This window comes from Maribacter aquimarinus (genome assembly GCF_047345505.1).
Lineage (GTDB): Bacteria > Bacteroidota > Bacteroidia > Flavobacteriales > Flavobacteriaceae > Maribacter.
Genome location: NZ_JBLFEO010000032.1, coordinates 22,613 through 46,441, shown reverse-complemented (window position 1 = coordinate 46,441; position 23,829 = coordinate 22,613). Strand labels below are relative to the sequence as shown.

The window sequence follows — 23,829 nt, the reverse complement described above, 5'->3', positions numbered from 1 at the left end:
AAAGGCGGAGAACATTTTAAACAACAGGCCCAGAAAAAGGTTCGGGTACAGAACGCCCAACGAGGTTTTTGCCGCAGCAATAGAAAATCAGGGCATTGTTGCGTTTATGACTTGAATCCAGCGCCTGTAAAATTAGGGTTACTTTTTTTCCATTCATTAAGTCTTTCCAAAACATAATCGTTGTAGTTTGGATGGTAAGCATGACTTCCACCGATACCTTGAAATAGTTTAGGAAGAGGAATTCCATTTAATTTGTCGTTCATGTGAAATCCCCACTCGGCCGCTTTTTGAATTACGTCATCAAAACGCGATGCCCAAGGGATTATATGGTGGGCTTCCCCGCTTTACAATCATACAATTATCCTTTTGCCACGGTAAGTGGCCAAAATGTAAAAAGATAATAAAGGTCAGCAGATAAATATGTATTAACTTAACAAGATAATCATTTGGTTATCATATAAATAAAAATTTTTGTTGTTGTCAGTTCGAGCGCCCGCCTACCGGACGGGCAGGCAGTCGAGAACTTTTCGCCAGCCAAAGGAGGCTTCGACTGCCTGCCTCGACCACCATCCAGGCGGGCGCCCGGCCTGACATTCTGGCCATCAACTCGATTTAAAATGAGTAACGATATGCTGACCTCTAAAAAATAATACGCCCGTTAGCGAAACAGTTGCCGTTCCCCTGTTTTTTTTGATCGGTATTTTCGACACCCACCACAGGCGCCGGCTCCCGGTGATGAAAAACGACATTTTGGTGGGCCAGATCAGTAGAAAGGACATTGTCATTGCCGCCCTGAAGCTCAGCGGGCACAACTGGAAATAGGCAGGGAGGTGGCAGAGGCGATCAATCCCGTTTCACGATCATGTAAAAGTCATTGTCCAGCGGCAAGTAGCCCAGATCATAGACAAAGTAGTACACTGTGCCCTTCTTGGTGGTGTACAATTTGGTGATGAGGTCAAAATGGAACCCCTTGCGCAGTAAATGTGCCTTGGTGGTCTTGGTCTTTCCATCGGTCAGGGCAAAGCTCTCCAAGATGCGGTAGTTCTTTCTCAATTGGTTGTTCACGCTACGGATCAGGTTGTTGCTTTCCTTGTTCAGTTTGTTGTTGTAGGTATTGCGGCACTGGTCATTGCAGAATTTTTTATCTACCCTGCCCATGAGGGGGGCGTTGCATTCCAAACATGTTCGCGTTTCCAAAACCTACTTTTTTTAGAGTGTCTTTTGCCCGGCCACCCGATCTCTTTGGCGGTGGCCGTGACTGCTGTGCCCAATGGGCATCCCTGGGGAAAAGATACAAATAATCCCACAATCCGTGGAAGGTGCCTTGGCGGCGGGCACGGGCAGAGGATCTTTTTTTGGAAAGCAAGCAGGATTTATACGGGGGCATCCGCTGCCGGCAATTTCAAAAATGGGGGTATCTTAGCCAGGAATTTATTCCATTTAAAATGATGAGAAAGTACCTTTTGTTAGGGGCCATGGCCTTTTGGGCCGGTGCCTGTTCCGAAGCCCCCAGGCAAGAGACCCAGGACCAATTGTTTGCCAGGGTGGACGCAGAAATAAAGGAAAACTCCGAAGCCTACGCCAATTTGGAGGAAGCCATCAATACCATTGGGCATAGGCTCACCGGAACCGAGAACGGTGCCCGGGCAGAGGAGTACACCTACAACAAGTTCAAGTCCTACGGGTTTGAAGATGTGCAGTACCAGACCTTTGAGGTGGAGGCATGGGCGCGGGACAGCGTTTCCATGACCTTGGACGGCAGTCCCGTTCCGGTGGTGGCGTTGGGGCACAGCCCCGTAAAGGCCAATGTGACCGCAGGGGTGGTGGATATGGGCAACGGCCTGGAAGCGGACTATGCCGCCCGTCCGGATGCCGTTAAGGACAAGATCGCCCTGGTGTACATAAACATTCTAAAGGGCAGCCCGGCCGGTCTCAGCAACCTGCACCGCAGTGAAAAAACGGCCTTGGCCATACAATACGGGGCCAAGGGCATCATCATCATCAACCAAGTGCCCAAGGGCGTGTTGCTCACGGGCACGGCCTCGGTCACCGGGGCCCTCATTCCCATTCCCGCGGTCTGCGTGGGACTGGAAGACGGAATGGCATTGAAGGAGCGCCTGGAGCGCGAAAAGGTCACCGCCCATATCCAGATGACCAACAAGAGCGAGGTCATCAAGGCACGTAATGTCGTGGCCACGTTGCCCGGTAGTGCCCTTCCCCAAGAGCATGTGGTGATCGGCGGGCATCTGGATTCCTGGGACCTGGCCACGGGGGCCATAGACAACGGTATCGGGGCCTTTGCCATTTTGGATATTGCCCGGGCCTTCAAGGCCAACGGCCTGCGCCCCAAGAGAACCGTAAAATTCATTATGTTCATGGGCGAGGAACAGGGCCTTTTGGGCTCCAGGCACTTGGTGCAACAGGCCAAGGAACAGAACACCCTGGGGCAGGTAAAGTTCATGATGAACTTGGACATGGCCGGAAACCCCAAGGGAATGAACGTGGCCGGATCGGGGGTGCACGCCCCCTTTTTCAAAGAACTGGGAGCGGCCATACAACAGCGGGACCCGGCTTATGAAAACGGTTTCTCCCAACGGGTTGGCCTGCACAGTGACCATCAGCCCTTTTTACTGGAAGGCATACCGATCCTCTCCGTGCAGAGCAATCTGGACCCTGCCATTTACGGTTGCTACCATAGCGACTGTGACGATTTTCACCTGGTGAACCAAGACCATTTGCTTAACACGGCCCGCTTTGGCACCATGATGCTCCATGGCTTGGCCAACGCAGACAGCCTACCGGCCATCACCATGGACAGTGGGGCCACGAAACAGTTTATGATCGATAAGGGCTTGAAGGAAAAATTGGTGATCGGGGGCGATTGGAAATGGGAAGATTAGTTCCCATGGGCCAAGGCCAAAACGATAAAAAATCGACCTCACAAATTTAAAACAAAGATTGAGATGCTTGAATATCCCGGTATATGGCCCAGAGTGCTTAAAGGGGTCTTTTTGGGCCTTTTGCTTGTCAACTCCACCTGGGGCACGAGCCAACAACCGATGGCCCAAGCCTCTTCGGGCGACTATCTGGATTTGGTACGGGAGGGATTTACGGGAGATCTGGCCCATAAAACCACGGCCTATGCGGCCCAGTTCTGGCGGGTGGCCGGCAATACGGGTTTCAACAAGACCATTTTCCATATTGTAGAGCAGTTGGAGCGGGCCGGATATGTGCCCCAAGAAAGTGCCACGGCGGCAGATAGGCTCACCTATGTGGTAGCGCGGAGGCCCATGGAACATCCCACTTGGGAACCGGTGTCCGCCAACGTACGGATCGTGGGGCAATCGCAAGCACTGTTGGACTTTGAAAGCAATTGGAACATGATCTACCTGCATTCCCCGGGCACCCCGGAAATGGGCGTGGAAGCGGAGATCGTGCGCCTGGATACTACCAAAGAGGTGTCCCAACAAGGGGTGGCCGGAAAAATTGTTTACATCAACGGGCGCTTAAGGCCCCATCTAAACCAGTTGCTGCGTGCGGGGGCCCTTGGTGCCATGACCTATGACAATCCCAGTTACCTGCAACCGGAGAAGAACAACACCTCCATACAGTTTCGCAGATTGCCGCCCAAGGGTATGGGGGAGTTCTGGGCCCTGGCCCTTTCCCATGCCGCCAAGGGGCGTTTGGAGGCTGCCCTTGAACAAGGGAGCGTTAGGGCCAAGGTAAACATCGCCACCAAACGCTATGATTCCGAAGAATTGACCGTGGTGGCCCATATAAAGGGAAGCCGTTTGCCCAACGAACGCTTGGTCCTCAGTGCCCACGTGCAAGAGCCCGGTGCCAACGACAACGCTTCCGGTGTGGGGGCGCAGTTGGAGATGGCCGCGCTCGCTGCCCGCCTGCTGCGGGAAAAAAAGGTGGACCTGGCCCGCACCCTCACCTTTCTCTGGGGAGATGAGATCATCTCCACGCGGCGGTACATACAAGAGGATCCGGAGCGGGCCAAGGGCATTAAATGGGGCGTGAGCCTGGATATGGTGGGGCAGAACACGGCCCTTACCTGGGGTTCCTTTTTACTGGAAAAAATGCCCGATCCCAGCGCCATTTGGACGCGCGGCGAAGACAAGCACACCGAATGGGGCGGCAGGACGCTTTCCCTGCAGGAGATGAAGCCCCACTATCTCAACGATTTTTTAACGTACATCTTCAAGGAACAGGGAAACCACGCCCATTGGGAGGTGAACACCAACCCCTTTGAGGGCGGCAGCGACCATACGCCCTTTTTGGATGCAGACATCCCCGGGGTGCTGCTGTGGCACTTTACGGACCAGTTTTACCATACGGACAATGACACCATGGACAAGGTGTCCCAAGAGACCCTGGCCAATGTGGGCACGGCGGCCCTGGCCAGCGCACTCCGCTTGGTAAACTCGGATGCCGCTACCGCAATGGCCTTGCTGCCCCAACTGGAGGCCACGGCCAAGGAGCGCCTGGAAGCGGAGCTTCAATTGAGCCTTAAGGCTATGGCATCAGGGGAAAACCCCAAGGGGGAAGCCGTTATTTTAAGGGCTTGGCAAGATTGGTACGCCAAGGCCTTTGCCTCGGTCCGGGATATGGAACGCAGGCCTTCCACGGCGCTTCGGCAGGAGATTGCCGCCGCACAGGAACGCCTGGCGCGGCACACCAACGCGCTGTTGGCGCAGCTGTCGCCCTGAAGAACAGAAAACAGGTCTTGGGGCTCAGGTGATGGATGCTTTCTTTAATGGTGGTCCAAACTGGGCATCACAGGTGGCGCATGACATCCTACCACCACATCTTCCCATTTCTTTAACAGGCGCCAAGGCCATTCTGCGTATCTTTGGGTATGCGTTTTTTTATTTTCATTGTTACATTTGTCGCCGGCCTTGCCCTGTCACAGGGGCAGGAAGACTTTTTGGCCAAGCAGTATTTTGCCGAGGGCGATTTTGAGCGGGCCGTGGTATTTTACGAAAAACTGGCCACCAAGAACCCCAGACGGCCAGACTATGTGCAGGGGCTGGTACAGTGTTATCAGCAACTGCAGCGCTATGCCGATGCCGATGCGTTTTTGGACAAGCTGTTGCAACTGCCCAGGCCCCACCCCAACCTCTACATAGAAAAAGGCTACAACCGCGCCCTGCAGGATTTTCCCGAAGAGGCCAATGCCCTTTACGATCGGGCCCTGGAAGGCATTGACGAGAACCCCAATTTTGGCTATGCCCTGGGCTATCAATTTCAGAAATACGGTCTGTTGGATTGGGCCATAGCGGCCTACAAGAGGTCCATGGAACTGAATCCCGCCTTGGACTACAACGTTCAACTGGCGCGCATCTATGGGGAGCAGGGGAACGTGGAGAAAATGTACCGCGCCTACCTGGACCTCATAAGCAACGGAAAGACCTCCAGGAGCAATGTGCTCAGGAGCATCAGCGAATTTATTTCGGAAAATGCGGAAGACCCCAACAACCTGGCCCTGAAACAGGTGCTGTTGGAAAAGGCCCAGGGCACCCCTGACCTGGTCTGGAACGAACTGCTCAGCTGGCTCTTTGTGCAACAACAGCAGTACGGCAGTGCCTTTAGACAGGAAAAGGCCATTTTTAAAAGGACGGACGGCGCCACCATACAGCGCTTGGAAAACCTGGCCGAAACGGCCCTGGAGACCGGTGACACGGAGATGGCCAAGGCCATTTTTGAATATGTGGAGGAAAATGCCGTGGATAACGGCACCCGGCTGGAGGCCCAACTGAACCTACAGGACATTGCCCTCTTGGATGCCGGCCCAAAAGAGCTGCAGGCCATAGGGGAGCGCTATGGGCAACTGGTGGAGCGCTATGGTTATGGGGTGGGCACCCTACAACTGCAGGTGGCCTATGCCAATTTCCTCGCCTTTAGAAAAGACCAGCCAAAGCCCGCCGCACAATTGTTAAAGAACAGTTTGGACCTGCCCCTGAATCCGCGGGGCATGGCCTTTATAAAGTTGGCGCTGGGAGATATCTTGGTCTATGACAAAAAGTTCAACGAGGCACTCATTTATTTTTCACAGGTACAGCAGCGCCTAAAGAACGATGTGCTGGGGCAGAATGCCCGTTATAAAGTGGCAGAGACCAGCTTTTACAAGGGCGATTTTAAGTGGGCCCTGACCCAATTGAAGGTGTTGCGGGGATCCACCTCCCAGCTCATTGCCAATGATGCCATGCAGCTCAGTTTGCTCATATCGGACAATTCCTTGGAAGACAGCACCCAGACCGCCCTGAAAAAGTATGCCCGGGCCGATTTTTTGGCCTATCAGAAAAAAGACCGCGAGGCCATAGCCGCCCTCGAGGACATCCTGCAGCAGCACAAAGGGGAGAAAATAGAGGATGAGGCCCTGTTAAAGCAGGCCCAGCTTCTGGAGGCCCAAGGGAAATATGCCGAGGCCGAACTGAACTACCGCAAGATCACCGAGTTCTTTGGGGACGGCATCCTGGCAGATGACGCCTTTTTTGCCCTGGGCGAACTTTACCGGAAGGTACTGGACCAACCGGAAAAGGCCAAGGCACAGTACGAGAAGATCATCTACAACTATCAGGACAGTTATTATTTTCCCCAGGCACGGAAGCAGTTTAGAAAGCTGCGGGGAGATGCCATCAACTAGTGTTGGGTTAAAGCTGTATTGGCGTATGGGGCTCCCGCAGGTGCGGGAGTGGATCTTGTGGCAGATTTGGGCACGACATGGCAAGTGCTATGGGCGATTTGCTGCGAAGGCAAGGCATGGCAGTAGTTGCGGCATTATTTTTTAACGACAATATGCCGCAAAAGAAGCATGGCATCATGCGACGAATTTGGCTTAGCTTAACACTAGGGGGCAACGCCACGTTCCCAATGGATGGGGGCCTTCGCGGTGCCCAATTCCGTGACGCCCTGTCTGCAAATGTTCGCATTTTTGGGCAAACCATTTTTCATAACGTTCCGCTTCGCTTACTTTTGGGCGGCCGCACGTGGCAAGGCCAAATGAACGGTGCCGCACCAAGCGCCGGGAGCGCCATTTTTTAACCCTATGCAACATGTTGATCTACAACGTTACCACCAACATTGAGGAAACGGTCCAAGCACAGTGGGTGCAGTGGATGAAGGACACCCACATTCCCCAGGTGCTGGCCACGGGCAAGTTCCTGTGGGCCAAGATGACCCGGGTACTGGTGGCCGAAGAAATGGGCGGGGTTACCTACAGTGTGCAGTTCGCCCTGGCCAACCGGACCCTGTTGCAACGCTATTATGAGGAAGATGCACCGCGGTTGCGTGAAGATGCCCAACGACTTTTTGCCGGCAAATTCGTGGCCTTCCGTACGGAGCTGGAGGTGGTGCACGAACAGTTGGCCCCACCGCCGGAGGAGGTGCACCAGCTCTTCGCCTACGGCACCCTACAGGAGCGGGAGGTGCAGCGCCAGCTGTTTTCCCGCCTGCTTTCCGGGGAGCCAGACCATCTTGTGGGGTACGTGCTGGCCGGCACAAAAGTATCTGGAACCTACCCCAACATTGTTCCCGCCCCGCCCCATGACCAAGGGGTGGTGGGACATCGCTACCAGCTTACCACAAAGGAACTGGAACGTGCCGATCGTTATGAGGGCGGCGCCTATGAGCGTATTTCGGTAACCTTGGCCTCTGGCGTCTGGGCCTGGGCGTACATGGCCAAAAACAATTGATCGCATAAGCTATATGGGCAAAAGAAGACCACCGGGCAACACCCATTTTAAAAAGGGAAAAAAGGAGCGCGGGCCCGTAAAGGCCAAAAAGCACTTGGGGCAGCATTTCCTAAGGGATGAGGCCATAGCCCAAAAGATTGCCCAGACCTTGCCCCTGGGCCAAGTGCACAAGGTGCTGGAAATAGGCCCGGGTGCCGGGGTGCTCACCAAGTACCTCCTCCTGCGGGAGGTGGATCTGGTGGCCATGGACGTGGATGCGGAATCCGTTGCCTACCTAAGGCAGGGTTTCCCCATGGAGCACCCCAAGGTACTGCAGGGCAAGGGGACCCTTACGGTGCTCGAGGCCGATTTTCTGGAGCATGACCTGGAAGCTTTGTTCGGGGGCGCCCCTTTTGCCATTACCGGCAACTTCCCGTACAACATTTCCACCCAGATCGTTTTCAAGATGTTGGAGCACCGCCATCGCATTCCGCAGTTTTCGGGCATGTTTCAAAAAGAGGTGGCCCAGCGCATCTGTGCCGGGCACGGCAGCAAGACCTACGGCATCCTCTCCGTGTTGGTACAGGCGTACTACAATGCGGAGTACCTCTTTACCGTGCACCCCCAGGTCTTTGATCCCCCGCCCAAGGTGCAGTCTGGCGTGCTCTGCCTCATAAGGAAGGAACGCCCGCTTTTGGATGTGGACAACAAGCTGTTCTTCACCGTGGTCAAGACCGCCTTTAACCAAAGGCGCAAGACCTTGCGCAACAGCTTAAAATCGCTGGGACTCTCCGATGTTTTGAAAGAAGACCCTATCTTTGACCTGCGCCCGGAACAAGTCTCCGTGCCCGGTTTTATTGCACTGACCAGGAAAATTGCCCATGACACCCTTTAAACTCACAGATGAACTGCTCACCCAGATCCAGGAGCTGATCGGCTCCGGGGCAGACAGCGCCTTGACCGAGCTGTTGGGAGACGTGCACTACGCAGATGTGGCGGAGATCATCAACGAGCTCAATGAGGAAGAGGCCACCTACCTCATAAAGTTGCTGGAGAGCAACAAGACCTCCGAGGTGCTCACCGAGCTGGACGAAGATGTGCGCGAGGCCATTTTGGGCAACCTGTCCTCCAAGGAAATTGCCGAGGAACTGGACGAGTTGGATACGGACGATGCCGCGGACATAGTGGGCGAACTTCCCAAGGAGCTGGTACAGGAGGTCATTTCCGAGATAGAGGACAAAGAGCACGCCAAGGACATCGTGGACCTACTGCGCTACGATGAGAATTCCGCCGGGGGCCTCATGGCCAAGGAACTGGTAAAGGTGAACGAGAATTGGACGGTGACCCGCTGCGTCAAGGAAATGCGCGCCCAGGCAGAGAACGTTACCCGCGTGCACTCCATTTACGTGGTGGACAAGGAAGAAAAGCTCAAGGGCCGGCTTTCCCTCAAGGACCTGCTCACCGTGAGCACCGAGACCCACATCCGGGAGATCTACATTCCCAAGGTGGACTATGTGAACGTGAACGAAAAGCCGGAAGAGGTGGCCCGGATCATGAGCAAGTACGATCTGGAGGCCATACCCGTCATAGATGAGATCGGGCGCCTGGTGGGCCGCATTACCATAGACGATATCGTGGACGTGATCCGTGAGGAGGCCGAGCGGGACTACCAGATGGCCGCCGGTATCTCCCAGGACGTGGAAGCGGATGACAGCATCTGGGACCTTACCCGTGCCCGCCTGCCATGGCTCATCCTGGGCCTTTTTGGGGGCGCCGCCGCCGCCGTGATCATGGGCGGTTTTGAGGAAATGTTCAGCACCTATACCGTGCTCTTTCTCTTTACGCCCCTCATTGCGGCCATGGCCGGCAACGTGGGCGTGCAGTCCAGTGCCATCATTGTCCAGGGCCTTGCCAATGACGATATCAAGGGCAGTATGGGCAGCCGCCTGATCAAGGAAATGCTCCTGGCCCTCCTCAACGGGGTGATCCTGGCCGTCTTGCTCTTGTTCTTCACCTGGACCTGGAAGGGAGATTTCAACACCGCCCTGGCCATTTCCGTCTCCCTCATCGCCGTGATCGTGGTCGCGGGCTTCGTGGGCACCTTCATTCCCCTTTTCCTCCACAAGAGGGGCATAGATCCCGCCATTGCCACCGGGCCGTTCATTACCACCAGCAACGATATTTTCGGTATATTGATCTACTTTGTGATCGCAAAGCTCATTTTGGGCATTTAGGGCATTCCGCACCAAAAAGGGTGCGGCCGGGCTATCCGCACTACACGGTAGTTTGCTCCTATCCCTAATGCAAAAGAAAAAAGATATGAAGATGACCCCCATCAACCTAAAAGAAAAATACGCCTCCTTTTCCGCGGAATGGCATCCCCAACAGATCACCACCGTGAATGACATGCAGGTGCTCTTGGCCAAGGTCAGGGGCCCCTTTGTCTGGCATGCCCATGAACGGGAAGACGAGCTGTTCCAGGTGATCAAGGGCACGCTGTACATGCAGTTCCGGGACCGCACCGAAGTGGTGCGGGAAGGGGAGCTCATCGTGGTGCCCAAGGGAACGGAGCACTGCCCCATGACCAAGAACAACCAGGAGGTGCACCTGCTCTTGTTCGAGAAAAGCACCATTGCCCACACCGGGAAGGTACGGGATGCCAGAACAAGAACCCATTATCCAAAAATATAGCCCATGAAAGTATTGCACTTGGACGAAAACCACCCCCTGCTCATGGAACAGTTAAACGCCCTGGGGATCGAGAACCATGAGGACTATACCAGCCCCAAAGAGGACGTGGAAAAGCGTGTGGCGGCCTATGACGGCATTGTGATCCGCAGTCGGTTTCCGCTGGACCAAGCGTTTCTGGAAAAGGCCACCAACCTTAAGTTCATTGCCCGTTTGGGTGCCGGTATGGAGAACATAGATGTGCGCTTTGCCCGGCAGCAGGACATTTTCCTGGCCCCTGCCCCGGAGGGAAATAGAAATGCGGTGGGAGAGCATGCCCTGGGGATGCTGCTGTCCCTTTTCAACAAACTGAACAAGGCAGACCGTGAGGTGCGCAATGGCATCTGGGACCGCGAGGGCAACCGCGGTACGGAGCTGCGGGGCAAGACCGTGGGCATCATTGGCTACGGCAATATGGGCAAGGCCTTTGCGGAAAAGCTCAGGGGCTTTGACGTTTCCGTGATCTGTTATGACATACAGGGCGGGGTGGAAGACGCCAATGCCCGCCAAGTGGGCATCATGGAACTGCACCAGAAGACAGAGGTGCTCAGTTTGCACGTGCCCCAGACCGAGGAGACCAAGGGCATGGTCAATGCCGCTTTCATTGAAAAATTCCACCACCCCATCTGGTTGCTCAACACCGCCCGTGGCAGTTGCGTAAACACGGCCGATCTGGTGCAGTGCCTTAAGACGGGCAAGGTGTTGGGCGCGGGCCTGGATGTGTTGGAGTACGAGAAGGCCTCTTTCCAGGACATGTTCCAAGACGGCCAGGGCACGGCCCAAATGCCGGCGGCATTTCAGGAGCTGCTCAAGATGGAGAATGTGCTGTTGTCTCCCCATGTGGCGGGCTGGAGCGTGGAGAGCAAGGTAAACTTGGCCCAAACGGTGGTGAACAAGATCAAGGAAGAGTTCTTCTCCCCATAAGGGCAAAGGGACCTGCCATGGAAAAGGACGGTTTTCAGCGTTCTTTTTTTTACTACTTTTAAGGTGAACAAACCAATAAATATCAAAAGTATGTCAGAAGAGAATACGAATAACACGAACGATGCTGGAGAGGGGGCTAAAAAGAAAGTCGGGGAATTTGGGGAAGAAGCAAAAAAAACGGCGAATGAATTTACACAAGGAGCTAAAGAGGCTTTTGGCAGTGCCGGAGGTGAAAACAAAAAAGTCTTGGCCGGTATCTTGGCCATTCTCTTGGGATGGGCCGGAGTACACAAGTTTATTCTTGGATATCAAAAGGAAGGCTTCATCCTTTTGGGGGCGTCCATAATTGGCTACGCGACCATGTGTTTTGTGATAGGGGGCTTCATTGTAACGGCCACGGCCATTGTTGGTCTGGTAGAGGGCATTATTTACCTTACCAAGTCCGATGAGGAGTTCTACAATACCTATCAAGTGGGTCAGAAACCTTGGTTTTAAGGCGAATTTTCCTCGTTCAGTAATATTCCACCTTAAGGTGTGCAGCCCATTACGGGCCATTTTTCGGGGTAAAAATTAAAAACCCAATTCAAAGATTTGGGATAGAGGGGCCTTGGCCCCTGTTTTTTTTGGATAAGGAACCGTTGTGCGGTGTTCTCGGAGGAGCCAAGACTGCTTTGGCCATGGGGGCCACCCTTTGCCATTTTTTTTCGGACTAGGAGGCGTTGTTCCGTTCGGTGGTCATTTCGCCCTCGGCCATTTTTTGTTCCAGTTCTGCCTGAAACTCTTCCATGACCGGCTTTACCGTGCTCTCGGGCAGGTCAGCTATCTTAATGTACATAAGGCCGTCCACGGCGTTGTTAAAGAGCGGGTCCACATTGAAGGCCACTACCTTGGCGTTCTGTTTTATGTATTTTTTGATCAAGACCGGTAACCTTAGGCTGCCAGGCTCCACCTCTTCAATGAGGCGGTCGAATTTATTGAGGTCGGCCTTGGTCTCATCGAACACAAATTCCTTGTCCGCATCCTTCAACTTTACCTTGAACTCTTTTTTTGGCCGTATGTACTGGGCCACATAGGGGTCCCAGTAGTTGGATTTCATGAACTCGATCATGAGCGATTTGGAAAAATTGCTGAACTGGTTGCTGATGCTCACCCCGCCAATAAGGTATTTGTGTTCGGGAAAGCGCAGAGTGGTGTGCACAATGCCCTTCCAGAGCAGAAAGAGGGGCATGGGTTTTTGTTGGTAGTCCTTGACAATGTAGGCCCGGCCCATTTCAATGGATTGTGCCATCATGTCGTGCAGTTCGTGTTCCACCCTAAAAAGGTCCTGCACATAAAAGCCGTCTATGCCGTACTTGGGGTAGATCTCCGCGCCCATGCCCATGCGGTAGGCCCCCACAATGCAGCTGTCCTCGTTGTCCCACAGAAAAAGATGGTGGTAGTAGGCATCAAAGACATCCAGGTCTATGCTCTTGTTAGTGCCCTCGCCAATGGCCCTGAAGGTAACTTCCCGCTGCCGGCCAATTTCCTTTAACAGGAAGGGCATGTCCGGTTCCTTGGCCAGGAACACCTCGTAGTTCTTGCTCTGCAACAGACGGCGTTCCTTTTGCCTTAGCCGTTCTATTTCGCCCTGCATCACTTCCTTCCTCACGGGCGTGGCAATTTTTTTGGGGGCCTTGGGCAATTTTAAACGGTTGGGGAAATGATCGATCAACCGTTCTTTTTCATAGGCGTTGGAAAGAATGTAGGTCTTGCGGCGCAACAGTTCGGAGAATTCCCTAAGGTTGGGCTGCTCCTTCTGTACCGCCACGGAGATGGGCTGCCCAATGCGCACCTTGATCGGCCTTCGGTGCTGGCTGTACACCTGTGCGGGCAGGAGTGCCGTGCGGAGCACATCTGCCTTTGCGGCCGCACGATAAAAGAAGGCGCTGTTCTTGGCGTGGAAATAGATGGGCACCACCGGTACGCCCGCCTTGCGGATCAGCTTTAGGGCGGCCACTTCCCAGGGCCTGTCCACGATGAATTTCCCGTCCCGGTGGGTAGAGACCTCTCCCGCCGGAAAGATGCCCAAGGGCTGCCCGCTGCGTATATGGGCCAAGGCCCTTTTAAAACCGGCAATGCTGTTCTTGGCGTCCCGGTGCCCTTCAAAAGGATTTACGGGAAGGATATAGGGCTTTAGGGGAAGCATGCGTTCCAACAAAAAGTTGGCCATGATCTTGTAGTCCGGGCGTTGCCCCAACATCAGGTCCACCAGCAGCACCCCGTCAAGGGCGCCCAGGGGGTGGTTGCTAATGGTAATGAAGGCCCCGTCTTTGGGCAGCCGCTTTAGATCGTCCTCGGGGATTTCAAAACGGATGTCATAGTGCTCCAATACGGCCGTGGTAAAGGCCCTTCCCTCAAGGTGGGCAATGGAGTCATAAAAGGTGTTGATGTCCGAGATTCGGGTAAGCTTCATCAGGGACCAGCCCAGGAATGTCCCTATGGGGCCATACTTGGACAAACCAATGGCCTTCGCCACTTCCTTTGCGGTAACTAAACCCATAAAATGGTGCTGCTTTAATCGGCAAAGATAGCAAAATGAACGCCCGTGCCCTTGCTTTTTAACAGGGCCGTGTGCGTTTACTTCACCACCAATTGCAAGGTTTCCTTGCCCCGTTGCTCCAATAGGATGTCATAGCCATTTTGCAGGCGTTCCAGGGCGTGTTCATCAAAATGCCTTACCGTGTAGAGCGACACGTTCTCCTGGTGCACCACCTTAAAGGTGCGCTTTAGCTGTTTTAGGAGGGCCTCCAGGCCGCCAAAGGTATTGTCCACACATACCGAGAAGCTAATGGCCGAGTTCTGGATGAGGTCCACCTTCATCTTATGGTCATGGAACAACTTAAAGATGGCACTGATGTTGTTCTCCACGATAAAGGAAAAATCCAGGGAGGACAGCTTCATGAGCACCTGGTTCTTCTTTACAATGTAACAGGGCACCTTGGGCGATATGCCCACGCCCTTGCCCACCGTGGTCCCGGCCCCCTTGGGGTCCAAAAAGGATTTTACGTGCAGCGGTATCTCTTTGCGCTGCAGGGGCTGCAAGGTTTTTGGGTGAATGACCGAGGCACCGTAAAAGGCCAGTTCAATGGCCTCGCGGTACGAAATGTTGTGCAGCAACTGTGTTTCCTGGAAGTACCTTGGGTCTGCGTTGAGCACGCCGGGCACGTCCTTCCAAATGGTTACCGAGTCCGCATTGAGGCAAAACGCCAAAATGGCCGCGGTGTAATCCGAGCCTTCCCGGCCCAGGGTCACGGTAAAGTTGTTGTCGTCGCTGCCCAAGAATCCCTGGGTCACGTTAAGGAGTCCGCGGTTTATCTTGCCCACGTTCCCTTGGGTACGTTCCCAGTCCACTTTGGGGTCCCGGTAGCTGTTGTCCGTTTTTATGTACTCGCGCACGTCCAACCAGCGGTTTTGGATGCCCACTTCCTCCAAATAGGCGCTCACAATGGTGGTGCTCAAGAGTTCGCCGTAGCCCACCACTTGGTCATAGACAAAATTGTAGTTGGGAGACTTGTTCCAGATCAAAAAGCCCTTAACCTCTTCCATGAGTTCCTTTACCTTTTTGTACACCGGGTGGCCGGCGTTGGGAAAGAGGTCACGCATGATGTCATGGTGGTAGGTTACCACTTGGTCAATGGAGGGCAGCATGGTCTTTTTGTCCTCAAAATAAGCGTTCACAATGGCCTCCATGGCATTGGTGGTCTTTCCCATGGCAGAAATGACCAAGATGGTGTCCTGGTGTCCGGTCTCCCCCAGGACGTGCACCACATTTTTTACGCCCTCCGCATCTTTTACGGAGGCGCCTCCAAATTTAAAAACCCGCATTTTTTTTATGATTATGAATTAAGAAGAAGTATTGTCCAAAGTTTCCAGGTAGTTGGCCATCGCATGTTCATCCAGGTGCACCACGTCCCAATCCCGCATGACGTTGGCCCCTTTGGCCTCGTAAAAGGCTATGGCCGGCTCGTTCCAGTCCAGCACCTCCCAGGAGATGCGTTTAACGCCCAGGTCGCTGCCGTAGCGCACCACGGCGTCCAGAAGGGCCGTGCCCAGTCCGCTGCCGCGCATGCGCTCGGTCACGATCAGGTCCTCCAAGTGCAGAATGGGCCCCTTCCAAGTGGAGTAGCGCGGGTACACCAGGGCAATGCCCACCACGGTTGCCCCCTGTGTGCCCACAAAACAGTGAAAGCACGGCCGATCCCCAAAACCATCGCGTACCAGATCGGCCACGGTGACTTCCACGGCATCGGGTTCTTCTTCGAACACGGCAAGTTCCCGCACCAGTTCCAGAACGGCACCCATATCCTCGGCCTTGGCCTTTCGTATCAAAAACGACATATTGTTACAAATAAAACACAAAGTTATAATTTTAAAATTGCTCCCCAAGTGAAAAGCCAAGGTTTCACAAAATAACCGATATTTGTCACCTAAATAACCATGACCATGATATCCAAGCGAAACCAGACCCTAGGGGAGTTCATCATTGAAAACCAACACGCCTTTCAATATTCTTCCGGGGAGCTTTCCAAATTGATCAATGCCATAAGGTTGGCGGCCAAGGTGGTGAACCACGAGGTGAACAAGGCCGGCTTGGTGGACATTACCGGGAATGCCGGGGACACCAACATACAGGGCGAAAACCAGCAGAAGCTGGATGTGTTTGCCAATGAGAAGTTCATCCAGACCCTGACCAACCGCGAAATTGTCTGTGGCATAGCCTCTGAGGAAGAGGACAGTTTTGTGAGCATAAACAGCCATGACGATCGGCACCAGAACAAGTATGTGGTGCTCATAGACCCCTTGGACGGTTCCAGTAACATTGATGTCAATGTCTCCGTGGGCACCATCTTCTCGGTCTATAGAAGGGTAACCCCCGTGGGCACCCCGGTGACCTTGGAAGACTTCTTACAGCCCGGTAGCCAACAGGTGGCCGCGGGCTATGTGGTGTACGGGACCAGCACCATGTTGGTCTATACCACCGGCGATGGTGTTAACGGATTCACCTTGAACCCGGCCCTGGGCACGTTTTACCTGTCCCATCCCAACATGCAGTTCCCGGAAGACGGCCGTATCTATTCCGTGAACGAGGGCAATTACGTGCATTTTCACCAAGGGGTAAAGGATTACATTAAGTACTGCCAGATGGAAGCGGGCGATCGCCCCTACACCTCCCGGTATATTGGCTCCCTGGTGTCGGATTTTCATAGAAACATGATCAAGGGCGGCATTTACATGTACCCCAAGAGCAGTGTCACGGAAAGCGGAAAGTTGCGGTTGCTCTACGAATGCAATCCCATGGCCTTTCTCGCGGAACAGGCCAATGGGCTGGCCATAGGCGGTAAGAACCGCATTATGGACATTGTGCCCACCGAGCTGCACCAACGCGTGCCCTTCTTTTGCGGAAGCCGTAACATGGTGCAGAAATTGAGCGAATTTTTGGAAAAATACCACTAAGGCCCACTAAGGCCCCAAGGCGGCGTGGTAGCTGCTGTTCCCTGCCCTTGCCCTGCCCAAAAAGGGGTGTTCCGTGAGCTTGGACTAGTGCTTTAGCAAGTACAGATAATCCTCGTAGGGTATTTTTCCACTGAAGATGGCCACAGATTTTTCAATGACATCATTGGCTTTTTCCTCTGAGAATCCCAGGCCAATGGCGTAGCGCTTCAACAAGATCATCTCCTCATGGTCTATGTAATGGTCGGCAAAGATGATCTTGAACAGGTCATAGAGCCTTTCCAGACGCAGTTCGCCGCTCACCGGTGGCTCAATGGGATATTTGTTGGCGGGGTCCATCACCTCACCATAGTCTTTTTCGGAAATGTTCAGTTTGTGGGCAAAGGCATCCAAGAGGCGCTGCTCTTCGGGTCCGATCTGACCATCGGAGGCCGCTAGGGTGGCCATTGCGGCAAAATGGGCCAGATTGCTCTTGTATTCGGAATGGCCGTACAAATCTTTAAAGGACATAGCTTTTTGTTAAGATGGGGGCAAATATAATTTTTTTAAGCTTCATTGGCCCCAGATGATGTATTGGATTTTCGTCATTGGGGTGCAACCGCCTGTAAAAGCAAGATCTTTGCGATGGAGGCATCGTTAGGGCCACGGGAATGGGGCCAAGGCGGGCACCACCATCTTTTTTGCAGGGATTTGCGGCCGTAAAGGAACTTTTTACGGCATAAACCGGGGTAAACCTCCATTAGGGCACTTTGTTCTCCCTTTCTATTTGTAATTTTATGGAGCTATGGAAAAACCGCTTTTGGAATTTACGGACAAGGGCATCTATTGTGCGGCCGCCAAGGTGTATTTGGATCCCTGGAAGCCCGTGGACAAGGCCATCATCTCGCACGGCCACGCAGACCACAGCCGCTGGGGCCACCGCAGGTACATCACCCATAAAAAAAATGTACCCATCATAAAACACCGCTTGGGGGACATTGAGGTCACCGGCCGTGAATGGGGCGAGACCTTTACCATTAACAATGTCACTTTTAGCCTGCATCCCGCCGGCCACATCATAGGGTCCTCGCAAATACGCGTGGAGCACCGGGGGGAGGTGTGGGTGTTCACGGGCGACTATAAAACCGAGGACGACGGTATTTGCACCCCCTATGAGCCGGTGCCCTGCCATACCTTCATCACCGAGTGCACCTTTGGGCTTCCGGCCTTTTCCTGGACTCCGCAGAAAGCGGTCTTGGCCGATATAAACGCCTGGTGGGCCCAGAACCGGAAGGAGAGGAAGACCTCCGTGCTCTTTGGCTACAGTTTGGGAAAGGCCCAGCGCCTGCTGAAGTATCTGGACACGGACATTGGCACCATCCATACCCACGGCGCCATTGAAAAAATGACCGAGGTGCTGCGTCCCCTGGTGTCCTTTCCAGAGACCCATTTGATCACGCGCGATACCAAAAAAACGGAGCTGCTGGGCAATTTGGTGCTGGCCCCGCCCAGCGCGCACGGATCTCCCTGGATACGGAAAATGGTGCCCTATGTCACGGCCTCCGCCAGCGGTTGGATGGCCTTTCGCGGGGCCCGCCGCCGCCGGGCCGTGGATCGCGGTTTTGTGCTCAGTGACCACTGCGACTGGGAGGGGCTGCTGAACAGTATTGCCGCCACCGGGGCCGAAAAGGTCATCTGTACCCACGGGTACACCGATATCTTTTCGCGCTATCTGCGGGAACAGGGCTATGATGCTCGCACCGAGGAAACACAGTATGGCGCTGAGGAAAATGAAGGGGCCCTGCAGGCGACCCAAGAAAAAGAGACGACGGAATGAAGGATTTTGCGGCACTCATAAAGACCTTGGACAGCACCAACAAGACCAACCTCAAAGTGGCGGCCCTAAGCGAATATTTTAATGGGGCCACTGATCGGGACAAGGTATGGACCATTGCCATACTGTCCCACCGCAGGCCGCCCAGGCCCGTGAACACCACCCTGCTTCGCGAATGGGCCTCGGAACTGGCCAACATCCCCTTGTGGCTTTTTGAGGAAAGCTACCACATAGTGGGCGATCTGGCCGAAACCATAGCCTTGGTGGTGCCCAGCACCACCCAGACCACCACCCAGAGCCTCTCCCAATTTTTGGAGGAGATGATAGCGCTCAAAAAGAAATCGGACACCGATAAAAAAAGCTACCTACAGCGGCACTGGAAATCCATGGGCTATTATGAGCGCTTTGTCTTTACCAAACTGATCACCGGTGGGTTCCGCATTGGGGTGAGCCAAAAATTGATGACCCGCGCCCTGTCCAAGTCCACCGGCATTGATGAGGACATCCTGGCCTACAAGCTCATGGGCAATTGGGACCCCAGCACCATTGGCTTCCAGGAGCTGGTACTGGAGGAAAATGAAGGCGATTATCTTTCCAAGCCCTATCCGTTTTACCTGGCCTACGCCTTGGAAGGGGAAGTTGGGGAACTGGGCAAGGTGCAACAATGGTCCGTGGAGCACAAATGGGACGGCATACGCGCCCAGGTGATCCTGCGCAACAACGACATTTTTGTCTGGAGCAGGGGAGAGGAACTGGTGACCGATAAATATCCGGAGTTCCGGTCCTTTGTGGGCCATATTCCCAACGGTACGGTGCTGGACGGGGAGATCCTGCCCTTTCCCAAGGGCGCCGTGGGCACCTTTAACGACCTGCAGGCCCGCATTGGGAGGAAAACCGTCTCCAAGGCCCTTTTGGCCAAAGTGCCCGTGATCCTAAAGGCCTACGACCTTTTGGAATGGCAGGGCCAGGACATAAGGCAACGACCCTTCACGGAACGTAGGGCACTCTTGGAGGCACTGTTTGCCCCACCAAGCCCACCGCCGTCCCCAAACATGGGGAAGGGGCCCAACGACCTCGGGCCAAAAGAAATGGCCCAACACCGCTCCCTGCCCCTGCACCTGTCCCTGACCATGGAATTTGCCTCTTGGGAACAGGTGGCAAGGGAACGGCAGCGGTCCAGGGAAATGAAGAGCGAGGGGTTGATGTTGAAACGAAAGGACAGCCCCTATCTGGTGGGCAGAAAAAAGGGCGATTGGTGGAAATGGAAGGTGGATCCCCTGAGCATTGACGCCGTGCTCACCTATGCCATGCGGGGGCACGGCAGAAGGAGCAACCTGTTCACGGATTACACTTTTGGCCTGTGGGGCACCAACGAGGCCGGGGAAAGGGAACTGGTCACCTTTGCCAAGGCCTATTCCGGACTTACCGATGCCGAGTTCCGAAAGGTGGATGCCTGGATAAAGAAGAACACCCTGGAACGCTTTGGCCCCGTTAGGAGCGTAACCCCCCACCACGTTTTTGAGATCGCTTTTGAGGGCATTGCCCCCTCCAAAAGGCACAAGAGCGGCGTGGCCACCCGGTTTCCCAGAATACTCCGGTGGAGGCAGGACAAAAAAGTGGAAGAGGCCAATACCCTGGAAGACCTGAAGGCATTGATACCGGGGGAGGATGTCCCTGAAAGGGAGGCTTCCGATCAATGACCGCAATGGAACATCACAGGCCCTGAGTGCTAGGGTGGGCACATGGTTATTGCCATTTGCCCCGGGGCCATAACAAGGAATATACGAAGAAGGGCCAAATGGCCCGGACCCAGAAGTACAAACAACCCAATGCCCACAAGACAAGAACTGTACACCATTGCCGAGACCTGGTTCCAGCACCAGAACTGGACCCCCTTCAAATTCCAGAAGGACACCTGGAGGGCCTTTCTCCAGGGCAAGAACGGCCTTTTGAACGCCCCTACGGGCAGCGGCAAGACCTATGCCCTTTGGTTTCCCATTGTGCTCCACTACATAAAGCACCATCCGGAGTACAAAACCAAGCACAAAAAGGGATTGAAGGCCATTTGGATCACCCCGCTGCGGGCTTTGTCCAACGAAATAAAACAATCGGCCGAGCGCATTACGCAAGACCTGGGCACGCAGATGACCGTGGGCATCCGCACCGGCGACACCACCAACAAGGAGCGCGCCCAACAGAAAAGGACCATGCCGGACCTCTTGATCACCACGCCCGAAAGCCTCCAACTGCTCTTGTCCTCCAAGGGGTACGCCAGGGTCTTCCGGGACTGTACCGCCGTGGTCGTGGATGAGTGGCACGAGCTCCTGGGCACCAAACGCGGCGTGCAGATGGAGCTTGGGCTCTCCCGTTTAAAGGCCATCTGTGGAGATATGCGCATTTGGGGCATATCGGCCACCATAGGGAACTTGGAGCAGGCCCGGGAGGTCTTGTTGGGCCCGGACACCGATGCCTTGGCCAATTCGGTCCTGATCAAGGCCAGGCTCAACAAAAAAATAACCGTAAAGAGCATTATTCCCAAGCAAATGGAGACCTTTCCCTGGCGTGGGCACTTGGGCCTGCGCTTGTTGGAAGAGGTGGTGCCCATCATCAACCACAGCAAGACCACCCTGATGTTCACCAATACGCGCAGCCAATGCGAGATCTGGTTCCAAAAAATCCTGGAAAAACATCCGGAATACGCCGGGGAACTGGCCATGCACCACGGCAGTGTGAACAAGGAGACCCGCTTGTGGGTAGAGCAGGCCATTCGCAACGAAAGCCTCAAGGCCGTGGTCTGTACCTCCAGTCTGGACCTGGGCGTGGATTTTGCCCCGGTGGAGACCGTGGTGCAGATCGGTGGCCCCAAGGGCGTGGCCCGGTTTCTGCAGCGCGCCGGCCGCAGCGGGCACAGCCCGGGCAAGGAGAGCGTGATCCATTTTTTGCCCACCCACGCCATGGAGCTCATTGAGGCATCGGCCATGCAACAGGCCGTTAAGCATGAAGCCGTGGAAGACCGTATTCCCTATCTCAACAGTTTTGATGTGCTGCTGCAATACCTGACCACTTTGGCGGTCTCGGACGGGTTCTATCCGGATGAGATCCATGGTGAAATTAAACAGACCTTCTGTTTCCAGGGCATTTCCGAAGCCCAGTGGCAGTGGCTGCTCAACTTCTTGGTGATGGGCAGCCAGAGCCTGCAATCCTATGACGAGTACAAAAAGGTGGAGGTGGAGGCCGATGGCAGGTTCAAGGTAAACAACCGCGGTATTGCCATGCGGCACCGGTTCCAGATCGGCACCATTGTGGGCGATGCCAACATTGCCGTGAAATATCAGAAAGGGGGCTATATTGGCTCCATTGAGGAGTTTTTCATTTCCAAGCTCACGCGGGGAGATGTGTTTACGTTTGCGGGCAGAAACCTGGAATTTATCCGCGTTAAGGGAATGCAGGCCCTTGTCAGGAACTCCACCAAAAAAACGAACAAGGTGCCCAGTTGGATGGGCGGGCGACTCAGTTTTTCTGCCCAGATGAGCGCTTTGTTGCGGCAGGAGCTCTATACCGCGGGGCTGGGCACAGAGGAGCAATCCATTGAAATCCGATCCTTGGCGCCCATGTTCAAAAAACAGCGCGAAGAGAGCATGGTGCCCAAACCCAATGAGTTCCTTATGGAAACGTTCAAGACCCGGGACGGGTACCACCACATATTTTATCCGTTCGAGGGCCGTGGCGTGCACGAGGCCATGAGCAGCCTGCTGGCCTACAGAATTGGTTTATTGATGCCCATTACCTGTTCCTTGGCGTACAACGATTACGGATTTGAGCTGCTTTCGGACAAACAAATAGACATACAGCAGGTGCTGGACAACGATCTGTTCACCACCGAGCACATGCTGGAAGACCTGCAAAAGAGCCTTAACTCCAATGAAATGGCCCGGCGCAAGTTCAGGGATATTGCCGTGATCAGTGGCCTGGTGTTCACGGGGTACCCCAACAAGGGCATAAAGATGAAGCACTTGCAGAGCAGCTCCCAATTGCTGTTCGACGTCTTTAAGGATTTTGAGGCCGATAACCTCCTGTATCAGCAAGCCCATACCGAAACGTTTGAGCATCAGTTGGAAGAAGGCCGACTTCGAATGGCCCTGGAGCGCATTGCGTCGCAGCACCTTGTTTGGAAAACCTGCACCAAGCCCACCCCATTTTCCTTCCCGATCATCACGGACAGGCTGCGCGAAAAACTGTCCAGTGAAAAGCTCGCGGACCGTATTAAGAGAATGACGGCCATTTTGATGAAGTGAGGGTGCCAAGGCAAAAATGCAGGGGTAGATATGGTGCATAATGCCCGGAAAAGGAAGGTTTTTTGGGTTTTGTGGTTTCTGGGCCTAGCCCCTGTATCCCAATTTGCGTTATTTTTGCCCAGAAAGCCAAGCCATTTTTTCACAAAGGACCATCGTGCCTTGGGATTGGCCGAGTACCCTATCGAATGACCCACCCCATCAGCATCCAAAACCAAGATTTTGTCCTGCACGCCTCGGGCGTGCTCTATTGGGCGCAACGGGGCATCTTGCTCATCAGTGATGTGCATTTGGGCAAGGTGTCCCATTTTAGAAAATTCGGGGCGGCGGTGCCCCAGCGGGCCGTGCAACGCAATTTTGATGCCCTGGATGCCGTGCTGTCCCATTTTACGCCCAAAACCGTGGTGTTCATGGGCGATCTGTTCCATTCATCGCTCAACATGGAGTGGGACCTCTTTGCGACCTGGTTGGGCAGGCAATCGGCAGACTTTGTTTTGGTCAGTGGCAATCACGACATCATCTCGCCCCTCAGGTACGAGGCCTTGGACGTAGAGGTCGTGGAGGAACTGCTGTTGGACGGTTTTTTGCTCACCCACCATCCGGAGGAACGGGAAGGGTTCTTTAATCTTTGCGGCCACGTCCATCCGGCCGTGCGCCTCACCGGCTTGGGGCGGCAATCCGTAAGGCTGCGCTGTTTTTATCAGTTGCCCCTGCAAATGATCCTGCCCGCTTTCGGGGAGTTCACGGGCTCGCACGTCTTGGAGGCCAGGGAAGGCTGTGCCATTTTTGCCCTGCTCGGCGACGCCGTTTTGCCCGTGACCCTCCAGGAACGCAAGGCAAGCGGACGCCACCGTAAATAGTGCAGTTTTTGTTCAAATGCATTCAAGCCGGGGTGCGGCTTGGG

The 23,829-nt window shown here is 54.3% G+C and carries 19 protein-coding genes and 3 pseudogenes; 16 read left to right on the top strand and 6 right to left on the bottom strand.

The genetic code is table 11. The features are described from left to right. Positions 1-115: pseudogene (locus tag ACKWCC_RS19380) on the top strand (IS30 family transposase); the annotation flags it as partial. Here ACKWCC_RS19380 and ACKWCC_RS17110 read toward each other — a convergent pair. Continuing rightward, a pseudogene (locus tag ACKWCC_RS17110) lies at positions 105-329 on the bottom strand (AHH domain-containing protein); the annotation flags it as partial. The pseudogenes ACKWCC_RS19380 and ACKWCC_RS17110 sit on opposite strands and share 11 nt — an antisense overlap. Before the next feature lie 361 nt (positions 330-690). On the opposite strand from ACKWCC_RS17110, the pseudogene ACKWCC_RS17105 reads away from it, so the two are divergent. Continuing rightward, a pseudogene (locus ACKWCC_RS17105) lies at positions 691-822 on the top strand (CBS domain-containing protein); the annotation flags it as partial. A gap of 21 nt (positions 823-843) precedes the next feature. Here ACKWCC_RS17105 and ACKWCC_RS17100 read toward each other — a convergent pair. Next, entirely contained in the window at positions 844-1,197 is a 354-nt protein-coding gene (locus ACKWCC_RS17100; RefSeq protein ID WP_413997185.1) for a hypothetical protein, read from the bottom strand. Positions 1,198-1,448: 251 nt separating this feature from the next. Here ACKWCC_RS17100 and ACKWCC_RS17095 point away from each other — a divergent pair, with 251 nt between their 5' ends. The 9 genes from ACKWCC_RS17095 (at position 1,449) to ACKWCC_RS17055 (ending at position 11,825) form a co-directional block, all read left to right on the top strand. Then, positions 1,449-2,900, top strand: coding sequence for a M20/M25/M40 family metallo-hydrolase (locus tag ACKWCC_RS17095; RefSeq protein WP_413997184.1), 1,452 nt, complete (start codon positions 1,449-1,451; stop codon positions 2,898-2,900). Positions 2,901-2,963: 63 nt separating this feature from the next. Then, entirely contained in the window at positions 2,964-4,715 is a 1,752-nt protein-coding gene (locus tag ACKWCC_RS17090; RefSeq protein WP_413997183.1) for a M28 family peptidase, read from the top strand. 149 nt (positions 4,716-4,864) lie between these two features. Beyond that, positions 4,865-6,652: a tetratricopeptide repeat protein gene (locus ACKWCC_RS17085; protein ID WP_413997182.1), complete on the top strand. Its 1,788-nt coding sequence runs from the start codon at positions 4,865-4,867 to the stop codon at positions 6,650-6,652. A 409-nt stretch (positions 6,653-7,061) separates the two neighbouring features. Beyond that, on the top strand, positions 7,062-7,700 hold the full coding sequence (locus ACKWCC_RS17080) for a DUF4286 family protein (RefSeq protein ID WP_413997181.1): 639 nt from the start codon (positions 7,062-7,064) through the stop codon (positions 7,698-7,700). 13 nt (positions 7,701-7,713) lie between these two features. Then, positions 7,714-8,574 (top strand): 16S rRNA (adenine(1518)-N(6)/adenine(1519)-N(6))-dimethyltransferase RsmA, encoded by an 861-nt coding sequence (gene rsmA / locus ACKWCC_RS17075; RefSeq protein WP_413997180.1) that lies wholly within the window; start codon positions 7,714-7,716, stop codon positions 8,572-8,574. Then, on the top strand, positions 8,561-9,913 hold the full coding sequence (mgtE, locus tag ACKWCC_RS17070; protein WP_413997179.1) for a magnesium transporter: 1,353 nt from the start codon (positions 8,561-8,563) through the stop codon (positions 9,911-9,913). Before rsmA ends, mgtE begins: the two co-directional genes overlap by 14 nt. Positions 9,914-10,004: 91 nt before the next feature. After that, positions 10,005-10,370, top strand: coding sequence for a cupin domain-containing protein (locus ACKWCC_RS17065; RefSeq protein ID WP_413997188.1), 366 nt, complete (start codon positions 10,005-10,007; stop codon positions 10,368-10,370). Between the two features lie 3 nt (positions 10,371-10,373). Then, positions 10,374-11,330: a 2-hydroxyacid dehydrogenase gene (locus ACKWCC_RS17060; protein WP_413997178.1), complete on the top strand. Its 957-nt coding sequence runs from the start codon at positions 10,374-10,376 to the stop codon at positions 11,328-11,330. Positions 11,331-11,420: 90 nt separating this feature from the next. Beyond that, positions 11,421-11,825, top strand: coding sequence for a TM2 domain-containing protein (locus ACKWCC_RS17055; RefSeq protein WP_413997177.1), 405 nt, complete (start codon positions 11,421-11,423; stop codon positions 11,823-11,825). Between the two features lie 214 nt (positions 11,826-12,039). Here ACKWCC_RS17055 and ACKWCC_RS17050 read toward each other — a convergent pair whose 3' ends face one another. The 3 genes from ACKWCC_RS17050 to ACKWCC_RS17040 all read right to left on the bottom strand — a co-directional run bounded on the left by ACKWCC_RS17050 (position 12,040) and on the right by ACKWCC_RS17040 (position 15,707). Beyond that, positions 12,040-13,869, bottom strand: coding sequence for a GNAT family N-acyltransferase (locus tag ACKWCC_RS17050; RefSeq protein ID WP_413997176.1), 1,830 nt, complete (start codon positions 13,867-13,869; stop codon positions 12,040-12,042). Between the two features lie 77 nt (positions 13,870-13,946). Then, positions 13,947-15,194 (bottom strand): aspartate kinase, encoded by a 1,248-nt coding sequence (locus ACKWCC_RS17045; RefSeq protein ID WP_413997175.1) that lies wholly within the window; start codon positions 15,192-15,194, stop codon positions 13,947-13,949. An 18-nt stretch (positions 15,195-15,212) separates the two neighbouring features. After that, complete coding sequence (locus ACKWCC_RS17040; RefSeq protein WP_413997174.1) at positions 15,213-15,707, bottom strand: GNAT family N-acetyltransferase; 495 nt, start codon at positions 15,705-15,707, stop codon at positions 15,213-15,215. Positions 15,708-15,815: 108 nt separating this feature from the next. Between ACKWCC_RS17040 and fbp the strand changes: the two genes are divergently transcribed. Continuing rightward, on the top strand, positions 15,816-16,823 hold the full coding sequence (gene fbp, locus ACKWCC_RS17035) for a class 1 fructose-bisphosphatase (protein WP_413997187.1): 1,008 nt from the start codon (positions 15,816-15,818) through the stop codon (positions 16,821-16,823). An 84-nt stretch (positions 16,824-16,907) separates the two neighbouring features. On the opposite strand, the gene ACKWCC_RS17030 is transcribed toward fbp, so the two are convergent. Beyond that, positions 16,908-17,330, bottom strand: a complete 423-nt coding sequence (locus tag ACKWCC_RS17030) for a tellurite resistance TerB family protein (protein ID WP_413997173.1) — start codon at positions 17,328-17,330, stop codon at positions 16,908-16,910. Between the two features lie 274 nt (positions 17,331-17,604). Between ACKWCC_RS17030 and ACKWCC_RS17025 the strand changes: the two genes are divergently transcribed. The 4 genes from ACKWCC_RS17025 (at position 17,605) to pdeM (ending at position 23,785) form a co-directional block, all read left to right on the top strand. Further along, positions 17,605-18,636: a ligase-associated DNA damage response exonuclease gene (locus ACKWCC_RS17025; RefSeq protein ID WP_413997172.1), complete on the top strand. Its 1,032-nt coding sequence runs from the start codon at positions 17,605-17,607 to the stop codon at positions 18,634-18,636. Beyond that, a complete protein-coding gene (locus tag ACKWCC_RS17020) occupies positions 18,633-20,333 on the top strand; it encodes an ATP-dependent DNA ligase (protein WP_413997171.1) in 1,701 nt (566 codons plus the stop codon). Before ACKWCC_RS17025 ends, ACKWCC_RS17020 begins: the two co-directional genes overlap by 4 nt. Positions 20,334-20,462: 129 nt before the next feature. Beyond that, on the top strand, positions 20,463-22,928 hold the full coding sequence (locus ACKWCC_RS17015; RefSeq protein ID WP_413997170.1) for a ligase-associated DNA damage response DEXH box helicase: 2,466 nt from the start codon (positions 20,463-20,465) through the stop codon (positions 22,926-22,928). Between the two features lie 185 nt (positions 22,929-23,113). Then, positions 23,114-23,785 carry a ligase-associated DNA damage response endonuclease PdeM gene (gene pdeM / locus ACKWCC_RS17010; protein ID WP_413997169.1) on the top strand — a complete coding sequence of 224 codons (672 nt, stop codon included), beginning with the start codon at positions 23,114-23,116 and terminating at the stop codon, positions 23,783-23,785. Positions 23,786-23,829: the final 44 nt, after the last annotated feature.